This window comes from Psychrobacter namhaensis, assembly GCF_016107545.1.
Classification (GTDB): Bacteria; Pseudomonadota; Gammaproteobacteria; order Pseudomonadales; family Moraxellaceae; genus Psychrobacter; species Psychrobacter namhaensis.
This window is the reverse complement of sequence record NZ_JABASS010000014.1, coordinates 32,729-49,318: the sequence shown is the minus strand read 5'-3', so window position 1 is coordinate 49,318 and position 16,590 is coordinate 32,729. Positions and strand designations below refer to the sequence as shown.

The following is a 16,590-nucleotide window of genomic DNA, read 5'->3' as shown; positions in this document are numbered from 1 at the left end:
TTGAGTGTTATGTCCTTAAAGTCAGAAACTAAAAGTGCGTACCAGTCACTGAATGCTAAAATTGGCTGGCTACAACGTATAGCCGAATACTTGTTGTCATTACCTCGTAGCGTTAAGCGCGCAATTTTGCTTAGTACAGACTTGATATCGTCATTAACTTGTCTATTCTTAGCCTTATCTTTACGCTACGGTTATCTGGGCAATCATATTGGATTAGTGGCATTATTTTTTTACGCCGTTATCCCTATCGTGGGCTTGTACGCGATAGGGTTTTATAGAGGTGTGGCTAGAGGTTTCTTTGATGCCGTCATGGCAAACGTCTCGCAGTTATTTTTTTTGCTGATTGTCTTTTATGAAGTCGTTATTTCGTTTGATGTCTTTCCTTACATGCCGCGTTCAGCTCCTATCATATTTTTATTTCTATTCTTTATTTGGCTATGGAATAGTAGGCTAACTATCCGTGAGTTCTTAACGCGCTTACAAGGAAAAAACCAACAAGGTGCTAGAGTCGAAGGTGGTTACGATAATGTCATTATTTATGGCGGAGGAGAGGCAGGTCGTGACTTATTAGAAGGCTTAAGAAACTCACATAAGTATAATGTTGTGGCTTATATCGATGATGACCCACAGCTTACAGGTGCTTACTTACTTGGCAAAAAGATTTATCCGGCTCATGACTTAATAAGCTTGGTAGAGAAGCTTGATATTGCACAGGTTTTCTTGGCTATTCCGTCTATCAGTCGTGCCCAAAAAAGAGACATTATAGATAAGCTTTCAAGTATTGCTGTAAAAATAAAAGAGTTACCAAGTCTAGAAGAAATCGCCGATGAAAAAGTAACGGTCAGTAGCATGCGCAAGGTGGACATCTTAGATGTACTAGATCGTCAAACTGTTGAGCCGGACGCGCGCCTACTACAAAAAAACATCAGCGGTAAATGCGTACTGGTCACGGGCGCTGGTGGCTCTATCGGTAGTGAGCTGTGCCGTCAAGTGATTAAGAACCAGCCCAAATGTCTTGTGCTCTATGAGCTGTCTGAATTTGCCCTTTATAGTATCCATCAAGAGTTAACTGTAAAACAAGCCAACACCCCTGCTTATCAAAACATTGAAATAGTCGCCGTCATCGGTAACGTCACTAATGAATCGAACCTGCTTAGAATACTGAATCTCCATAATATACAGACGGTTTATCATGCTGCCGCCTATAAACATGTGCCTATGGTAGAGCATAACCCCTTTGAAGGCGTTATTAATAACACCAAAGGCACTTATCACTGTGCGCGAGCAGCTATCGAAGCCAATGTCGAAACCTTCGTGCTTATCTCTACTGATAAAGCAGTAAGACCGACTAATGTGATGGGCGCTTCTAAACGTTTAGCAGAGTTGGTTTGCCAAGCGCTAAGTCAGACAGATAGTCAGACCTGTATTAGTATGGTGCGCTTTGGTAATGTCCTAGGCTCTTCAGGCTCTGTGGTACCGCTATTTACTAAGCAGATCGAACAAGGCAAGCCGATCACAGTTACCCATCCTGATGTAACTCGTTACTTTATGACGATTCCAGAGGCAGCGAACTTAGTCATCCAAGCTGGTGCCATGGCATCAGGTGGTGAGGTGTTTGTCCTCGATATGGGAGAGCCAGTCAAAATCGTTGATTTGGCACACCGAATGATTCATTTAAGTGGTTTTGATGTTAAAGATGCCGCGCATCCTGAGGGTGATGTTGAAGTCATCTTTACGGGTCTTAGAGCCGGAGAAAAACTCTATGAAGAGCTGATTATCGGTGAAGATAATATTGAAACCACTTATCATCCATTGATTATGCAAGCGATAGAGCACAGTTTCCCATTAGATGAGATTGAATCGGTGTTGTTTGAGCTTATCGAAAAACAAAAACAGTTTGATGTCACTTGGCTTAAGCAGCAGTTTCAGCAGTTTGTAGCGGGCTATCAAGAAACGCCATAGCCATAGTAGGTATAGTAAAGTTATTTAGAGAAATTACTTTAAGTGTAAACCACGAATACCAAATAATGAACATATAAAAAGTAATTGCTTTATTTTTAAATGCGAAACTAAATAGGTTGTTTATGAAAATATTAATTACGGGTGGGGCGGGTTTTATCGGCTCTGCTGTTATACGTCACGTTATTAACAATACTGACGATAAAGTTTTGAATGTTGATAAATTAACCTATGCGGGTAATTTAGAATCACTCAAAGAAATTGATCAGAGTCCGAGATATGAATTTCAACAGATTGATATCTGTGATAAAGAGGCATTAGAGAAAGCATTTGACAATTATCAGCCGAATCTTGTCATGCATCTAGCTGCAGAGTCGCATGTAGATCGCTCAATTGATGGACCTGCCGAATTTATCAATACTAATATCGTGGGTACTTATACGTTACTAGAAGTTGCGCGTGCATACTGGCAAAAACTTAATGATGTAGAAAAGTCTGAATTTAGATTTCATCATATTTCTACCGATGAGGTTTATGGTGACCTAGAAGGTACGACTGATTTATTTATTGAAACTACACCTTATGCACCAAGCTCACCTTATTCTGCGTCTAAAGCAAGTTCTGATCACTTAGTACGCGCATGGCATCGTACTTATGGTTTCCCTATTTTAGTCACTAATTGCTCTAATAATTATGGACCATACCATTTTCCTGAAAAGCTTATTCCGTTAGTTATCTTAAATGCTTTAGACGGTAAGGCTTTGCCTATTTATGGCAAAGGTAATCAAATACGTGATTGGTTGTTTGTAGAAGACCATGCCCGTGCTCTATATAAAGTAGTAACTGAAGGTGAAGTAGGTGAAACTTATAATATTGGCGGACACAATGAGAAGCAGAATATTGAAGTAGTGAAAACGATTTGTCAAATTTTAGATGAATTACAGCCTCGTGCCGAGGGGAATCAATATGAGTCGTTAATCACGTTTGTAAAAGACCGTCCAGGACATGATTTGCGCTATGCCATCGATGCTAGCAAAATTGCGAATGAGTTAAATTGGACGCCGACAGAGACGTTTGATAGTGGTATTAGAAAAACAGTGGAATGGTATTTAAATAGTATGGAATGGTGTAGTCGCGTACAAGATGGCAGCTACCAACGTGAAAGATTAGGAGCAGGTGAATAAATGAACACAAAAGGTATTATCTTAGCAGGCGGTTCAGGAACGCGGTTATACCCGATTACTAAGGGTGTGTCTAAACAGTTGCTACCCATCTACGACAAACCAATGATCTACTATCCGTTATCTGTACTTATGCTAGCTGGTATTCGTGAGGTACTTGTTATTAGTACTCCTGACGACATTGATGGATTTAAACGTTTATTGGGTGATGGTAGTGAATTAGGTATTGATATCAGCTATACGGTGCAGCCCAGCCCAGATGGGTTAGCGCAGGCTTTTATCCTCGGTGAAAAATTCATCGGTGATAGTAACGTCTGTTTAGTACTTGGCGATAATATTTTTTATGGTCAGGGATTTACTCCGCTATTGCGTCAAGCCATCAATCGCCAAAAAGGAGCGACTGTCTTTGGCTATCAAGTAAAAGACCCTGAACGTTTTGGGGTTGTTGAGTTTAATGATAATAAACGGGCTATCTCAATTGAGGAGAAGCCTGCTAAGCCTAAGTCCAACTATGCTGTGACCGGCTTATATTTCTATGACAACGATGTGATAGAGATTGCCAAACAGGTTAAACCTTCAGATCGAGGTGAACTTGAGATTACTACAGTCAATCAGATGTATATGGAACGTGGTGACTTAAATGTTGAGCTATTAGGCCGTGGTTTTGCTTGGCTAGATACTGGTACTCATGAAAGCTTACTTGAAGCAGGCATGTTTGTAGAGACGATTGAGAAGCGTCAAGGCTATAAAATAGCTTGCTTAGAAGAAATTGCTTACCATAACGGTTGGTTAACTAAGCAAGATTTACAAAAAACAGGTGAACAACTTAGCAAAAATAGCTATGGACAATATTTGCTAGATTTAATAAAAGGCTAATAGTATGAGCTTATTTAAATGGATCGATTTTCCTGCTTTGGGGGATGAACGTGGCTTCTTAGTTGCTTTGGAAGCAGAGGAGTCTGTTCCTTTTGCGATTAAGCGCGTCTATTATATCTTTGGCACACGTGAAGGCGAGGCTAGAGGTTTTCATGCGCATAAAAAGCTTCAGCAGGTTGCTATATGCATTACAGGTAAATGCCGTATGATATTAGATGATGGTGAGGAACGTAGCGAAGCACGGCTAGACTCACCTACTAAAGGCTTAGTGATTGGAGATTTGGTCTGGCGTGAAATGCATGACTTTAGTGAGGACTGTGTTCTTTTAGTACTTGCTAGTGAGCATTATGATGAAAGCGATTATATTCGCGATTATGATGAATTTAAAAATCAGGTTAAACTATGAGTTTTATTCACTCCCTTGCTGATGTTCAAAGTCAAAATATTGGCGAAGATACAAAAATTTGGCAGTTCTGTGTAGTTTTAGAACATGCCGTAATTGGTAATAACTGTAATATTAACGCGCAAGTTCTAATAGAAAATGATGTCATAATTGGTGACAACGTTACTGTAAAGCCCGGTGTCCAAATATGGGACGGTACCAAAATAGAAAATAATGTGTTCATTGGACCAAATGCTACCTTTACCAATGACCTATTACCACGTTCTAAAGAGTATCCTGAAGCTTTCTCGGGAATAACCTTAAAGCAAGGGTCAAGTATAGGCGCGAACGCCACCATACTTCCAGGAATTACAGTAGGTGAAAGAGCTATGGTAGGCGCTGGGGCTGTAGTAACTAAAAATGTCCCAGATTACGCAGTAGTCGTTGGCAACCCCGCTAAAGTGATTAGGTATATCAAATGATTCCCTTTTTAGATCTAAAAAATATAAATGCACAATACCGAGATCAACTCATTGAAGCCTGTACTCGAGTCATCGATTCAGGTTGGTATATTACTGGCAATGAATTAAGTAGTTTCGAGCAAAACTTTGCCGCTTATTGTGGCACTAAACATGCAATTGGTGTTGCCAATGGTTTAGAGGCCCTTATCCTTACTCTGCGAGCTTGGAAAGAGCTGGGTAAACTTAAAGCTGGTGACGAAATTATTGTTCCTGCTAATACCTATATTGCGAGCATCTTAGCCATTAGTGCAAACGATCTGACTCCTATCTTAGTAGAGCCTGACTTAATAACATACAACTTATCTCCTAAGAACACTCAAGCAGCGATTACCGATAAGACCCGAGCCATTTTGCCTGTGCATCTGTACGGTCAGTTAGCTGACATGCTTACGTTAATGAAGATTGCCAAAGAGCATGATTTATTGGTGTTAGAAGACTCAGCTCAAGCGCATGGTGCCAGTATTGATGGCAAAAAAGCAGGCAATTGGGGTAATGCTAGTGCATTCAGCTTCTATCCAGGTAAGAATTTAGGGGCACTAGGTGATGCAGGGGCGGTAACGACTAATGATGACGAATTAGCTAAGACGTTACGTGCCCTACGCAATTATGGCTCACATGAAAAATATAAAAACCTGTTTCAAGGAGTCAATAGCCGCTTAGATGAAATTCAAGCCGCTGTGCTTAATGTAAAGCTGCCTTATTTAGATAAAGAAATCGCTCACCGCCGTCAAGTAGCACAGACTTATTTAGAGGGCATTGATAGTCCTTATATTACTTTGCCTAATCAAGCAGGCGAAGCGCACGTTTGGCATGTCTTCGTAGTCCGCTGTGAACAGCGCGATGCACTGCAAGAACACTTAGCAGAGCAAGGTGTTCAGACCTTAATTCATTACCCTGTTCCTCCGCACAAACAGCAGGCTTACCAAGAGTGGAATAATTTGAGCTATCCAGTCTCAGAGCAGATTCATAGCCAAGTGTTGAGTCTCCCTATAGGCCCTATATTAGCTATGCAAGATGTAGACAAAATTATTAGTGCTGTAAATAAGTTTAAGCCTTAATATGAATCTTCTTAAAACCAGCGCCTTAAATGGGATCGCCGTCTTAATTAAGACGGCGACTATGTTTATTCTCAATAAAATCCTAGCCATTTATGTCGGCCCTTCAGGCTACGCTGCTATTGGACAGTTTCAGAACTTTATTCAAATAGTTACGACATTTGCTGGAGGCGCAATTAATACTGCTGTCGTCAAATATACTGCAGAATATTATGATAGCGAACAGAAACAAAAACTAGTATGGAAAACAGCTGGTAGTATCGTTCTTATATTTAGCATGATCGTCGCTTTTCTGATTTTGATTTTTCAAAAGCAGCTGGCTATTTATATATTTAAGTCTACTGAATATCAATCCATCTTTATCTGGTTTGCGATATTTCTAATATTTTTTAATTTCAATGCATTGTTTTTAGCGATACTTAATGGCAAAAAAGAAATATTACGACTGGTTATTGCCAATATTGCAGGGAGTGTATTTGCTTTAATAACTACAGGATTATTGGCTTTCAAATTAGGATTGTATGGTGCACTAGTTGCATTATCAATTAACCAATCTATTGTCTTTCTAGTCACCTTATTCCTATGTTACAAAGCAAGCTGGTTTAAGCTATCCTATTTATTTGGAAAGATAGACAAAGCATTGTCAAGGAAGTTTGGCAGCTATGTACTGATGGCATTAACTAGTGCACTATGTATGCCTATTTCGCAAATTCTCATCAGAAGTCATATGGTAGATGAGTTTGGGGTGCAGTATGCAGGATATTGGGAGGCTATGATTCGCCTGAGTGGAGCCTATTTAATGTTGGTTACTACTACATTAAGTGTCTATTACTTACCACGCTTATCAGAGCTTAAAGACCTTGAAAGTATTAAAAAAGAAGTTTATACAGGATATAAGTTTATTTTTCCTGTTGCATTGACGGGTGCTCTAGTAGTATATGTGTTAAGAGACTGGATTATTAGTTTATTGTTCACTCCTTCTTTTCTACCTATGAAGGATTTATTTCTTTGGCAGATGATAGGTGACTCACTTAAAATTGGAAGCTGGATTATTGCTTATTTGATGCTTGGCCAAGCTATGACTAAGTTATTTATCTTATCTGAAATTCTAGCTTCTATCAGTCTGGTAGGCCTTACCTATATATGCACAAATTTTTTCGGATTTGAAGGCGTATCAATAGCCTATTTAATTAATTATGCATTATATTGGGTAATGCTCTCCTTTTCTGTATTTAATCAGCTTAGAGCAAAAGAGAGATAAAAATTAAAGATAGGAATGTCCAATACTATAGAATTAAATAACTTTAAAACTAGAACCAAATTGATGGAAATTTATCGTGAAAAATTTAAAACATTCGTTCTTTTAATGCTATCAGAAACTAATGTGAAATAAATAATAAAAACTTAACAGAATCTATTATAAAGAAACTAGTGTGCTATTATTTTGAAAGGATTTACAATGAAAATATTGTTATTAGGTGAATTTAGCGGGCTTCATAAGAATCTTAAGGAGGGGTTAGAAGAGGTGGGCCATGAAGTCGATATAGCCTCTTCTGGCGATGGGTGGAAAAGTATAGTGTCTAATATTGATTTAGGTAGTAACTATTCTAATAGATATATTAATAGAGCTCATCAATTACTTAAATTACTTAAAAATATCAATAAGTTCAGAGGTTATGATATAGTCCAATTAATAGCACCAGTTGTTTTCCCTCAAAAATTAGGTCTGAATAAATTCATAATTAAATATATTTTAAGAAATAACAGCAAAGTATTTCTAGTCGGTGCAGGTGCAACTGATACAAACTCAATTATTGCAGACTTTCTACAGCAAGAGTTTAAATATTCTGAGCTTTATTTTAAACCTCTAGGCCACCGTAGAAAATTTTGGAGTCAAACTCAGGAAGGTAGGAAATATAACTCTTGGCTCCTAGATAAAATTGATGGGTATATTCCAATTATGTATGAATATGCACAACCCTATAGAAGTGCTGGTCATCCCAAACTTTGTTCTACAATTCCAATACCAATGAATTTGAAGAAGATAATCTATAAAGAAAATGTTATTAAAGATAAGTTAGTATTCTTTCATGGCTTAAATAGGCCTGAGGTAAAGGGAACTGCTCTAATTCGAGAAGCTTTTGAGCGTCTTGAAAGAAACTATCCAAATGAGGTTGAATGTGTAATAGATGGACGAATGCCTTTAGCAGATTATCTAAAAGTACTCGAACGAGCTAATGTCATTGTAGATCAAGTGTATTCAGTTTCTACCGGAGTTAATGGAGTTTACGGGCTAGCTTTAGGGAAAGTGGTAGTCGGCGGAGGTGAGCCAGAATTTTTGAGTGAATTTAATTTAGACACATCACCCCTTATAGCAATCCAGCCAAATGTTGACAGTATTTATGAACAACTAGAAGCATTAGTTCAAAAGCGAAAAGAAATTAGTTTGATAGGCTACAAGTCAAGATTATTAGCAGAGAATCTTCATGACTATAGAAAAGTTGCTGAACAATATATTTCAGTATGGAGCGGTAGTTATGAGGAGAGATAAATTTAAAATGTGTCATTTGTATCTGAAAAATACATCATATATTTATAAATAACACCAAATAATTGTGAGACATCGTTATGTATAGATTAATTAAGAATAAACTACGAACACAAAGTTACAAGTACGCATCTATAAAAAGTTTATATTCACACTTAAACTCAATGAAAATACTAGTCTTAAGTGCAACAAGTGATAGTTTTTTTTCTAGGATTGTGTACAAAGCAGCTACTGGTGAAAAATTAAATCTAGATAACCCAATCACTTTTAATGAAAAGCTATGGTGGCTTAAAATTAACTATAGACACCCCTTGATGACACAATGTAGTGACAAGGTAAAGGTTAGAGATTATATAGAAGACATTGGGCTTGGGCATATCCTAAATGATATAGAAGGGGTATACTCAAAAGTTGATGACATACCTTTTGACAATCTAGAAGGTAAGTTTTTTATTAAATGTAATCATGTATCAGGTACTAATGTTGTTTATGACTCTAATAAAAAACATAATTTTGATCATATTGACTTTAAAAAAAGGTTTAATCTTGCTTTGAGTAAAAACTACTATCAACAATCTAGAGAATGGAACTACAAGAATATTAAACCTAAAATCATAGTTGAGAAATTTATAGAAACTGAGTCTGAATTATTGGACTATCGTTTTTTTTGTTTTCATGGTGAAGCCAAATTAATTTTTGTAGATATCAACACAGCTGCTGATAATGGAAGTCATAATCCGTATGCAAAAAGAAATATTTACGATAAATATTTTAAGTTACAAAATTTTACTGTTGGTAGAGAAAATTTTGATGAAAGTCTAGTTACTAAACCTAAAAATCTTGAAAAGATGATTGAATATGCTGAGTTGATAGCACAGCCCTTTATTTTTTGTAGAGTTGATTTATATAATATTAAAAACGAAATAAAATTTGGTGAAATCACTTTCTATCCAGGGGGGGGGACCCAGCAGTTTAGCTCAGAAGAAGCAGACTTAATGGTGTCAAGTTGGTTGGAAGTACTTTGATGTAAATTCACTAAGCAATTAAAAAATATTACACTCTATGTAAAATATTTATGACTAATTGAGATCAATTATGAAAATAGCAGTAGCGGGCACTGGCTATGTTGGGTTATCAAACGCAATTATTTTTGCCCAGAAAAATGAAGTTATTGCTCTAGATATCGTTCCTGAAAAAGTAAAGCTCTTGAATAATAAAGTATCTCCTATAGTAGATAAGGAAATTTCTGAGTTTCTTACTAAGCCTTCTTTAAATTTTAGAGCGACCACTGAAGCTGTTGAAGCTTTTAGTAGTGCAGACTATGTTATTATTGCAACACCTACAAATTACGATGTTAAAACCAACTACTTTAACACTGATAGCGTTGAGTCAGTTATCAATCAAGTTAAAACAATTAACCCACTAGCTATAATGATCATCAAATCAACAGTTCCAGTTGGCTTTACTGAAAATATCAAGAAGAAGTTCGGAACAAATAATGTAATTTTCTCTCCAGAATTTTTGCGTGAGGGTAAGGCGCTTCATGATAATCTATATCCTTCAAGGATTGTTGTAGGAGAAAGGTCTGATAGGGCTCAGTTGTTTGCGAGGATGTTAGTAGAAGGAGCAATTAAAAAAGATAGCCCTATATTATTTACTGATTCTACAGAGGCAGAAGCGATTAAGCTTTTTTCTAATACTTACTTAGCTATGCGTGTTGCTTATTTCAATGAGCTCGATACTTATGCTCAATCTTTTGGATTGGATACTCGTCAAATAATTGAAGGTGTTTGTTTAGATGATCGTATTGGCAGCCATTATAATAATCCCTCATTAGGTTATGGCGGTTATTGTTTGCCTAAAGATACAAAGCAACTGTTAGCCAATTATGATGAAGTACCTAATAACATTATAAAAGCTATTGTAGACTCGAATCGTACACGAAAAGATTTCATCGCGGATTCAATTTTGGCTATGAGTCCGAAGGTAGTCGGTATATATAGACTAGTAATGAAAGAAGGTTCAGATAATTTCAGAGCTTCCGCTATTCAGGGAATAATGAAACGTATAAAAGCGAAGGGTATAGACGTCATAGTGTATGAGCCTGTATTAGATGAATTAGAGTTTTTTAATTCGAGAGTTTTTAAAGACGTAGAGGAATTTAAAAATCTAAGCGATGTTATTGTCACTAATAGATTATCCAGTGATTTAGATGATGTCATGAATAAAGTTTATACTAGAGATATCTTTGGAGGTGATGAATGAAAATACTGGTTACAGGTGCAGCAGGATTTATTGGTTTTCATCTAATCAAAGCTCTTTTGGAAGCCAGCTCATTAGAAGACAAAAAAACTATTGTTGGTATTGATAATATTAATGACTATTATGATATAGGTTTGAAACACGAACGCTTAACAGTACTTGGCAACCATTCTCGAGCTGAGCTCTTTAAATTTATTAAGCTTGACCTTGCTGATCGTGAAGCGATGTCTACTTTATTTGCTGATTATGAGTTTGATATCGTTATTAATCTTGGGGCACAAGCTGGTGTACGCTATTCAATTGAAAACCCGAATGCTTACATGGATTCTAATATGGTAGGGTTTTTGAATGTTCTTGAAGGTTGTAGAAAAATCAAGGTTAAACATTTATTATATGCCAGCTCAAGCTCTGTATATGGTATGAATATTAAGCAACCTTTTAGCATTAATGATCGGGTCGACTATCCTATCAGTTTGTATGCTGCTACTAAAAAATCCAATGAGCTAATGGCACATACCTACAGTCATTTGTATGATATCCCCACCACTGGTTTACGGTTCTTTACGGTTTATGGACCTTATGGTCGGCCTGATATGGCTTATTTTTCTTTTACCAAAAAGATTTTGGCTGGTGAAACTATTGATGTCTTTAACAATGGTGAAATGAAACGAGACTTTACTTATATTGATGATATCGTTGAAGGTATAATTCGTCTAATAGATAAAGTACCTACTTCTCAGTCATCATTGACATCGGCTGCCACTGCGTCCTACAAAGTCTATAATATCGGTAATAATCAGCCGATTACGCTACGCCGCTTTATAACAGCTATTGAAAGTGCCTGTAAGAAAAAAGCTCAAGAGAATTTACTACCTATGCAAGCTGGCGATGTACCTATTACCTATGCTGATGTAGATGAACTTATAAACGATATTGATTTTAAGCCTAACACAAGTATCGAGAATGGTATCTCAAAGTTTGTTGGATGGTATAGAGACTATTACTTAAATAATGCAGAATAATATATTCTCTAATAAATCTAAGAGACTTAAAATATGAAAATCGTACACATAATAACGGGTTTGAATAACGGTGGTGCAGAAGGTGTTCTCTATCGTCTAGTCACTCATGATCAGGCAAATGAGCATATTGTTATATCAATGATGGATGCTGGTAAGTATGGCCCATTATTATTGGAAAAAGGTTTAGATTTATACTGCCTAAATATGAGTGCAGGAAAAATATCTCCTAAATCTATCTTGAAGTTATACAAGCTCATAAAAATAACTAATCCGGATGTAGTACAAACTTGGATGTATCATGCAGACTTTATTGGTGGACTTGCTGCAAAAGCGGCAGGAGTGAAAAAGATATTCTGGAATCTAAGACATAGTAACTTTGATAGTAACCATACTAAATCTAGCACTATAAAAATTGCAAAATTAAATGCAAAGTTAAGTACAATTATTCCCAAAAAAATAATTTCTTGCGCACAAGGTGCTGTAAAAGCACATGCTGACTTAGGATATGATGAAAAAAAGATTGTCGTTATAGGAAACGGCTATGATCTAAGTACGTTTAAGATTGACGATGACTCTCGCGACTTAATTAGAAATGAGTTAAACCTTGGACAGAAACCCGTTATAGGCATGGTTGGCAGATATGATCCACAGAAAGATCATAAAGGTTTGATACAGGCTTTAAAAGTTGTTAAAGAAAAAGGTTATGCTTTTGACCTAGTTTTGATAGGTCGTGATTTAAATGATAAAAATGAAATTCTTTTAGAACAAATTAAGAAAGCAAGCTTATATAACGAGACTTATTTGTTGGGTCAAAGAAATGACATTCCAAGCATAATGAATGCTTTAGACATACATGTATTGAGCTCGTCTTATGGCGAAGGGTTTCCAAACGTTATTGCTGAAGCTATGGCTTGCGGTACTCCTTGTATCGCAACTGATGTAGGTGATTCTAGAGTAATAGTGAGTGATTATGGCACGATAGTAGAACCAGATAGTACTGAAAAGCTGTCATTAGCTATAATGGAAAACTTAGATTTAATGAATAATAGTCAACGTTGGAGAAAGCTAAGATTAGAAGGTTCTGAGCATATAAAAGGCAATTTTAGTATCGAATCCATGGTAATGAAATATCATGATATATGGCATACTAGCTTAGAAGGTGTGCATGAATAGTCTTGATCTAGCATACTATGACTTCTATTAGTTAATGATCACTTTATTCATATTTCTACTATCGGCTTGTATCTGTATAATTATGGCTACTAGAGAAATGGACTATTTTATATCATGAATAGTAAAATTTTTGAAAGAATTCCTAACTCCTTTTTATTCATATCGCTAATTAGTGTGTTTTTTATTAAAATTATTTTATATATTTTAATAAAGAGTAATTTTTTAAATAGCCCACTTAGTGGGGCTAGTGACGCTAATTACTATCACGCTTATGTTATAGGTTTTTTCAATGTTGCGGTAAACATTTGGCCAGTAATATTGAGGCGTCTTAATGATTTTGGGTTATACTCGCGTGAGATTGTTGCATTTTTTTTATTCTCGCTAAATTTAGTATTTATTCCAGCCATGACTGCTAAGCTTGCAGGAGTTAGTCTTAAACGAAATCAAAAGCTTTATTTTTATATAATTTTGTTATGTCTAGTCTATCCAACCTTATACTTCTTTACATTTGATATCTATCGTGATGTTTTTATGGTATTCAGTTTTTTAATTGGTTGTTTGACAGTTAAAAAGTGTTTACATAGCTCTAATTTTTTATTTTTTATTTTTTATTTAAGTGTTTCTATTGTAATAGGTATATTCTTACTCGGTCTACGTCCTTATCTAGGTTATGCTTTTTTATTGTCTCTTTTCCTATGGGGTATTAAATTTACTAAAAAAAGATTGGTCTTTTTTGGTTTCTTATATTTTTTAGCTTTATTTATTATAAATTATGCAGGTTTTTTAGAGCTTCTTACTGAATATCGTGCTGGATTCGAAGAGGGTGCTAATGGTTCAACTCTAGGTTTGGATTTTTCCAACCCTATTATGTTTATACCTAATTTTATACTTAGTACGTTAGGGCAATTATTTGGCTTATATGTCACCAATCCATTAGCTATTGTTTTGCTAGTAGTTGAGACCATACCGTTTTTCTTTATGTTAATCTATGTCATTAAGAACATTAAATTAGCGGATAGCTTTGTGAGGTTTCTAATTATATTCTTTGTGCTATATGCTAGTGTTTGGCTGATTGGTAATGATAACTTAGGTACAGCTATACGTTTGAGGCTATATAACTACTTTGCAGTCTATATTAGTTTTTTCTATATTCTAAGGCTGAAAATCTTATCTTCAAAAAATATACAGGTTGAGAATAGATGAAAATAGCTATTATTGGTACTGTTGCTTCTAGTTTTTATGGCTTCCGTGCCGAACTAATTAAATCTTTACGACAGCATACTGTCTATGCTTTTACTTCTGAATATAGTGTGGATGATCTCAAGAAAATAGAGTCACTAGGTGCCATACCAGTAACTTATGAGTTAAGTCGTGGAGGGATGAACCCATTAGCTGATGCTAAAGCAACTTATGCACTATCTAAAAAGATTAAAGAGATAGCACCAGATTTGGTTTTTTCCTATTTTTCTAAACCAGTTATTTTTGGAACTTTGGCAGCAAAGCTGGCTAAAGTGCCGCGAGTAATTGGCATGTTAGAAGGGCTTGGTTATGCGTTTACCAATCAACCAGAAGGACTGAGTAAAAAAGCCAAGGTGATTAAAAAAATTCAAGTTTTTCTTTATAAGATAGCGTTGCCACAACTAGATAAAATTATTTTTCTAAATCCAGATGATTTAAACGACTTATTAGCGTTTTACAATATAAAAGTAAAAAAGGTAGAGGTATTGGGTGGTATAGGTCTAGATTTAGATGATTATGGTTTTCAGGAGATAAAATCTATTGAGTCGCCTATTAAGTTCTTGTTTATTGGTAGAATGCTAAAAGAAAAAGGCATACACGACTTTATAGCGGCAGCGAAAATAGTAAAGAAAAGTTACCCTGATGTTCAATTTACCGTACTGGGAGCGATGGACTCCTCCAACCCCGGTGCTCTACAGCAATCAGAACTAGATAGGCTTACCTCTTTAAATATTATCAACTATCCCGGTCAAGTTACCAATGTACAAGATTGGATTGCAAACAGTCATGTATTTGTCTTACCTTCATATCGAGAAGGCGTACCTCGTAGTACTCAAGAAGCGATGGCAATAGGGCGACCAGTTATTACCACTGATGTACCGGGCTGCCGAGAGACTGTCATAGATGGAGTCAATGGATTTCTAGTAGAAAAATGGAACCCTGAAGCGCTAGCGGATAAGATGATTTATTTCATAGAAAATCCTGAACAGATTGCAATAATGGGGCATGAAAGCTATAGAATAGCGCAAGATAAATTTGATGCTCATGTAGTGAATAAACGACTCATAAATATGTTGGGCTTATAAATGATAAAACGACTGTTTGACATCACTGCTGCAACAACTGCTCTAGTAGTGTTATCACCTATATATGCTATTACTGCATATAAGGTAAATAAAAATCTTGGCTCACCAGTACTATTTCGTCAGACGCGTCCTGGCCTTCACGGGAAGCCGTTTGAGATGATTAAGTTTCGTACCATGAAAGATGCCACTGATAAAGAGGGCAACCTCCTACCTGACAGCGAACGCCTAACCCCCTTTGGACAAGCATTACGCAATAGCAGTCTTGATGAATTACCTGAACTGTGGAATGTGGTAAAGGGTGATATGAGCCTTGTGGGCCCCCGTCCGTTATTGATGGAATATCTGTCACTGTATAATGAGGAGCAAGCTCGTCGTCATAATGTGCGACCAGGTATTACCGGTTATGCGCAAGTGAATGGGCGTAATGCCATCGGTTGGGATCAAAAGTTTGAGTTAGATACGTGGTATGTGGATAATCAATCATTGTGGCTAGATGTCAAGATATTGCTTAAAACAGTAAAAAAAGTGGTTATCAAAGATGGTATTAGTGCTGACGGCGAAGCGACAATGAGTAAGTTTACAGGCTCTCAAAACAAGCCAGCTTTAGAAAATAGCTATGAGTGATATTTTTGCCGTCTATGGTGCCTCAGGCTGTGGTCGTAGCTTGATGCCAGTGGCTAGTGAGTATTTGCGGCGATCAAATAATGGTAGCCAAATCGTATTTATTGACGATGCATTAGATTCAGATACTCATATCAATGGTTATGTTGGTATGAATTATGATAGATTTAAAAATCTAGATAATGATAGTAAATGGGTTCTTATAGCCATTGCTAATAGTAGTATTCGTCAAAAAATAGCAGATAAGTTGGTTCAAGATGATGTCTCACTGTGGACAGTACAGGGAGCAAATACCTTAATTATGGACGGAGTCACTGTCGGTGTTGGTGCTGCACTTAGTCCATTTGTTACTATTGCGGCCAATGTCACTATCGGTAAATGCTTTCATGCTAATTTATACAGCTATGTCGAACACGATTGTGTGATTGGCGACTATGTCACCTTTGCCCCGCGCGTTAGTTGTAATGGTAATATTCACATCCATGACCATGCTTATATTGGTGCAGGAGCCATTATCAAGCAAGGCACCCCTGATAAACCTTTGATTATTGGTAAAGGGGCAATTGTGGGTATGGGCGCAGTCGTGACTAAAGATGTACCTGCAGGAGCAGTGGTGGTGGGTAACCCTGCTCGCCCACTACATAAAGCGTAAATATCTAATTATTT

The 16,590-nt window shown here is 36.6% G+C and carries 16 protein-coding genes; all 16 read left to right on the top strand.

Features of this window, described 5'->3' with window-relative positions; translation table 11 throughout:
• Positions 1–9 precede the first annotated feature (9 nt).
• A complete protein-coding gene (locus JFC06_RS10220; protein WP_198334976.1) occupies positions 10–1,962 on the top strand; it encodes a polysaccharide biosynthesis protein in 1,953 nt (650 codons plus the stop codon).
• A gap of 122 nt (positions 1,963–2,084) precedes the next feature.
• Entirely contained in the window at positions 2,085–3,143 is a 1,059-nt protein-coding gene (gene rfbB / locus JFC06_RS10215) for a dTDP-glucose 4,6-dehydratase (protein WP_198334975.1), read from the top strand.
• Positions 3,144–4,016, top strand: a complete 873-nt coding sequence (rfbA, locus tag JFC06_RS10210) for a glucose-1-phosphate thymidylyltransferase RfbA (protein ID WP_198334974.1) — start codon at positions 3,144–3,146, stop codon at positions 4,014–4,016.
• A 4-nt stretch (positions 4,017–4,020) separates the two neighbouring features.
• Entirely contained in the window at positions 4,021–4,422 is a 402-nt protein-coding gene (locus JFC06_RS12405; protein ID WP_198334973.1) for a sugar 3,4-ketoisomerase, read from the top strand.
• Positions 4,419–4,880, top strand: a complete 462-nt coding sequence (locus JFC06_RS12400; RefSeq protein ID WP_198334972.1) for an acyltransferase — start codon at positions 4,419–4,421, stop codon at positions 4,878–4,880. Before JFC06_RS12405 ends, JFC06_RS12400 begins: the two co-directional genes overlap by 4 nt.
• Complete coding sequence (locus tag JFC06_RS10195) at positions 4,877–5,977, top strand: DegT/DnrJ/EryC1/StrS family aminotransferase (RefSeq protein ID WP_198334971.1); 1,101 nt, start codon at positions 4,877–4,879, stop codon at positions 5,975–5,977. The genes JFC06_RS12400 and JFC06_RS10195 overlap by 4 nt, the downstream gene beginning before the upstream one ends.
• Position 5,978: 1 nt before the next feature.
• Positions 5,979–7,235, top strand: coding sequence for an O-antigen translocase (locus JFC06_RS10190; RefSeq protein ID WP_198334970.1), 1,257 nt, complete (start codon positions 5,979–5,981; stop codon positions 7,233–7,235).
• A gap of 198 nt (positions 7,236–7,433) precedes the next feature.
• Positions 7,434–8,525 (top strand): glycosyltransferase family protein, encoded by a 1,092-nt coding sequence (locus tag JFC06_RS10185; protein ID WP_198334969.1) that lies wholly within the window; start codon positions 7,434–7,436, stop codon positions 8,523–8,525.
• A 212-nt stretch (positions 8,526–8,737) separates the two neighbouring features.
• The gene (locus JFC06_RS10180; RefSeq protein ID WP_320158783.1) at positions 8,738–9,547 is read left to right on the top strand and encodes an ATP-grasp fold amidoligase family protein; all 810 of its coding nucleotides are present in this window, start codon (positions 8,738–8,740) and stop codon (positions 9,545–9,547) included.
• A 70-nt stretch (positions 9,548–9,617) separates the two neighbouring features.
• The gene (locus tag JFC06_RS10175) at positions 9,618–10,787 is read left to right on the top strand and encodes a nucleotide sugar dehydrogenase (protein ID WP_198334967.1); all 1,170 of its coding nucleotides are present in this window, start codon (positions 9,618–9,620) and stop codon (positions 10,785–10,787) included.
• Positions 10,784–11,806: an NAD-dependent epimerase gene (locus JFC06_RS10170; protein WP_198334966.1), complete on the top strand. Its 1,023-nt coding sequence runs from the start codon at positions 10,784–10,786 to the stop codon at positions 11,804–11,806. The genes JFC06_RS10175 and JFC06_RS10170 overlap by 4 nt, the downstream gene beginning before the upstream one ends.
• Positions 11,807–11,839: 33 nt before the next feature.
• Positions 11,840–12,979: a glycosyltransferase family 4 protein gene (locus JFC06_RS10165; protein ID WP_198334965.1), complete on the top strand. Its 1,140-nt coding sequence runs from the start codon at positions 11,840–11,842 to the stop codon at positions 12,977–12,979.
• Between the two features lie 114 nt (positions 12,980–13,093).
• The gene (locus JFC06_RS10160) at positions 13,094–14,182 is read left to right on the top strand and encodes an LTA synthase family protein (protein WP_198334964.1); all 1,089 of its coding nucleotides are present in this window, start codon (positions 13,094–13,096) and stop codon (positions 14,180–14,182) included.
• The gene (locus JFC06_RS10155) at positions 14,179–15,303 is read left to right on the top strand and encodes a glycosyltransferase family 4 protein (protein WP_198334963.1); all 1,125 of its coding nucleotides are present in this window, start codon (positions 14,179–14,181) and stop codon (positions 15,301–15,303) included. The genes JFC06_RS10160 and JFC06_RS10155 overlap by 4 nt, the downstream gene beginning before the upstream one ends.
• Positions 15,304–15,927, top strand: coding sequence for a sugar transferase (locus JFC06_RS10150; protein ID WP_198334962.1), 624 nt, complete (start codon positions 15,304–15,306; stop codon positions 15,925–15,927).
• Positions 15,920–16,576: a NeuD/PglB/VioB family sugar acetyltransferase gene (locus JFC06_RS10145; RefSeq protein WP_198334961.1), complete on the top strand. Its 657-nt coding sequence runs from the start codon at positions 15,920–15,922 to the stop codon at positions 16,574–16,576. Before JFC06_RS10150 ends, JFC06_RS10145 begins: the two co-directional genes overlap by 8 nt.
• The last annotated feature ends 14 nt before the right edge of the window (positions 16,577–16,590 follow it).

Bases quoted from the DNA above. Each gene is read 5' to 3' on its own strand.
- JFC06_RS10220 (WP_198334976.1), top strand. From the start codon at position 10: ATGTCCTTAAAGTCAGAAACTAAAAGTGCGTACCAGTCACTGAATGCT.
- rfbB (WP_198334975.1), top strand. From the start codon at position 2,085: ATGAAAATATTAATTACGGGTGGGGCGGGTTTTATCGGCTCTGCTGTT.
- rfbA (WP_198334974.1), top strand. From the start codon at position 3,144: ATGAACACAAAAGGTATTATCTTAGCAGGCGGTTCAGGAACGCGGTTA.
- JFC06_RS12405 (WP_198334973.1), top strand. From the start codon at position 4,021: ATGAGCTTATTTAAATGGATCGATTTTCCTGCTTTGGGGGATGAACGT.
- JFC06_RS12400 (WP_198334972.1), top strand. From the start codon at position 4,419: ATGAGTTTTATTCACTCCCTTGCTGATGTTCAAAGTCAAAATATTGGC.
- JFC06_RS10195 (WP_198334971.1), top strand. From the start codon at position 4,877: ATGATTCCCTTTTTAGATCTAAAAAATATAAATGCACAATACCGAGAT.
- JFC06_RS10190 (WP_198334970.1), top strand. From the start codon at position 5,979: ATGAATCTTCTTAAAACCAGCGCCTTAAATGGGATCGCCGTCTTAATT.
- JFC06_RS10185 (WP_198334969.1), top strand. From the start codon at position 7,434: ATGAAAATATTGTTATTAGGTGAATTTAGCGGGCTTCATAAGAATCTT.
- JFC06_RS10175 (WP_198334967.1), top strand. From the start codon at position 9,618: ATGAAAATAGCAGTAGCGGGCACTGGCTATGTTGGGTTATCAAACGCA.
- JFC06_RS10170 (WP_198334966.1), top strand. From the start codon at position 10,784: ATGAAAATACTGGTTACAGGTGCAGCAGGATTTATTGGTTTTCATCTA.
- JFC06_RS10165 (WP_198334965.1), top strand. From the start codon at position 11,840: ATGAAAATCGTACACATAATAACGGGTTTGAATAACGGTGGTGCAGAA.
- JFC06_RS10160 (WP_198334964.1), top strand. From the start codon at position 13,094: ATGAATAGTAAAATTTTTGAAAGAATTCCTAACTCCTTTTTATTCATA.
- JFC06_RS10155 (WP_198334963.1), top strand. From the start codon at position 14,179: ATGAAAATAGCTATTATTGGTACTGTTGCTTCTAGTTTTTATGGCTTC.
- JFC06_RS10150 (WP_198334962.1), top strand. From the start codon at position 15,304: ATGATAAAACGACTGTTTGACATCACTGCTGCAACAACTGCTCTAGTA.
- JFC06_RS10145 (WP_198334961.1), top strand. From the start codon at position 15,920: ATGAGTGATATTTTTGCCGTCTATGGTGCCTCAGGCTGTGGTCGTAGC.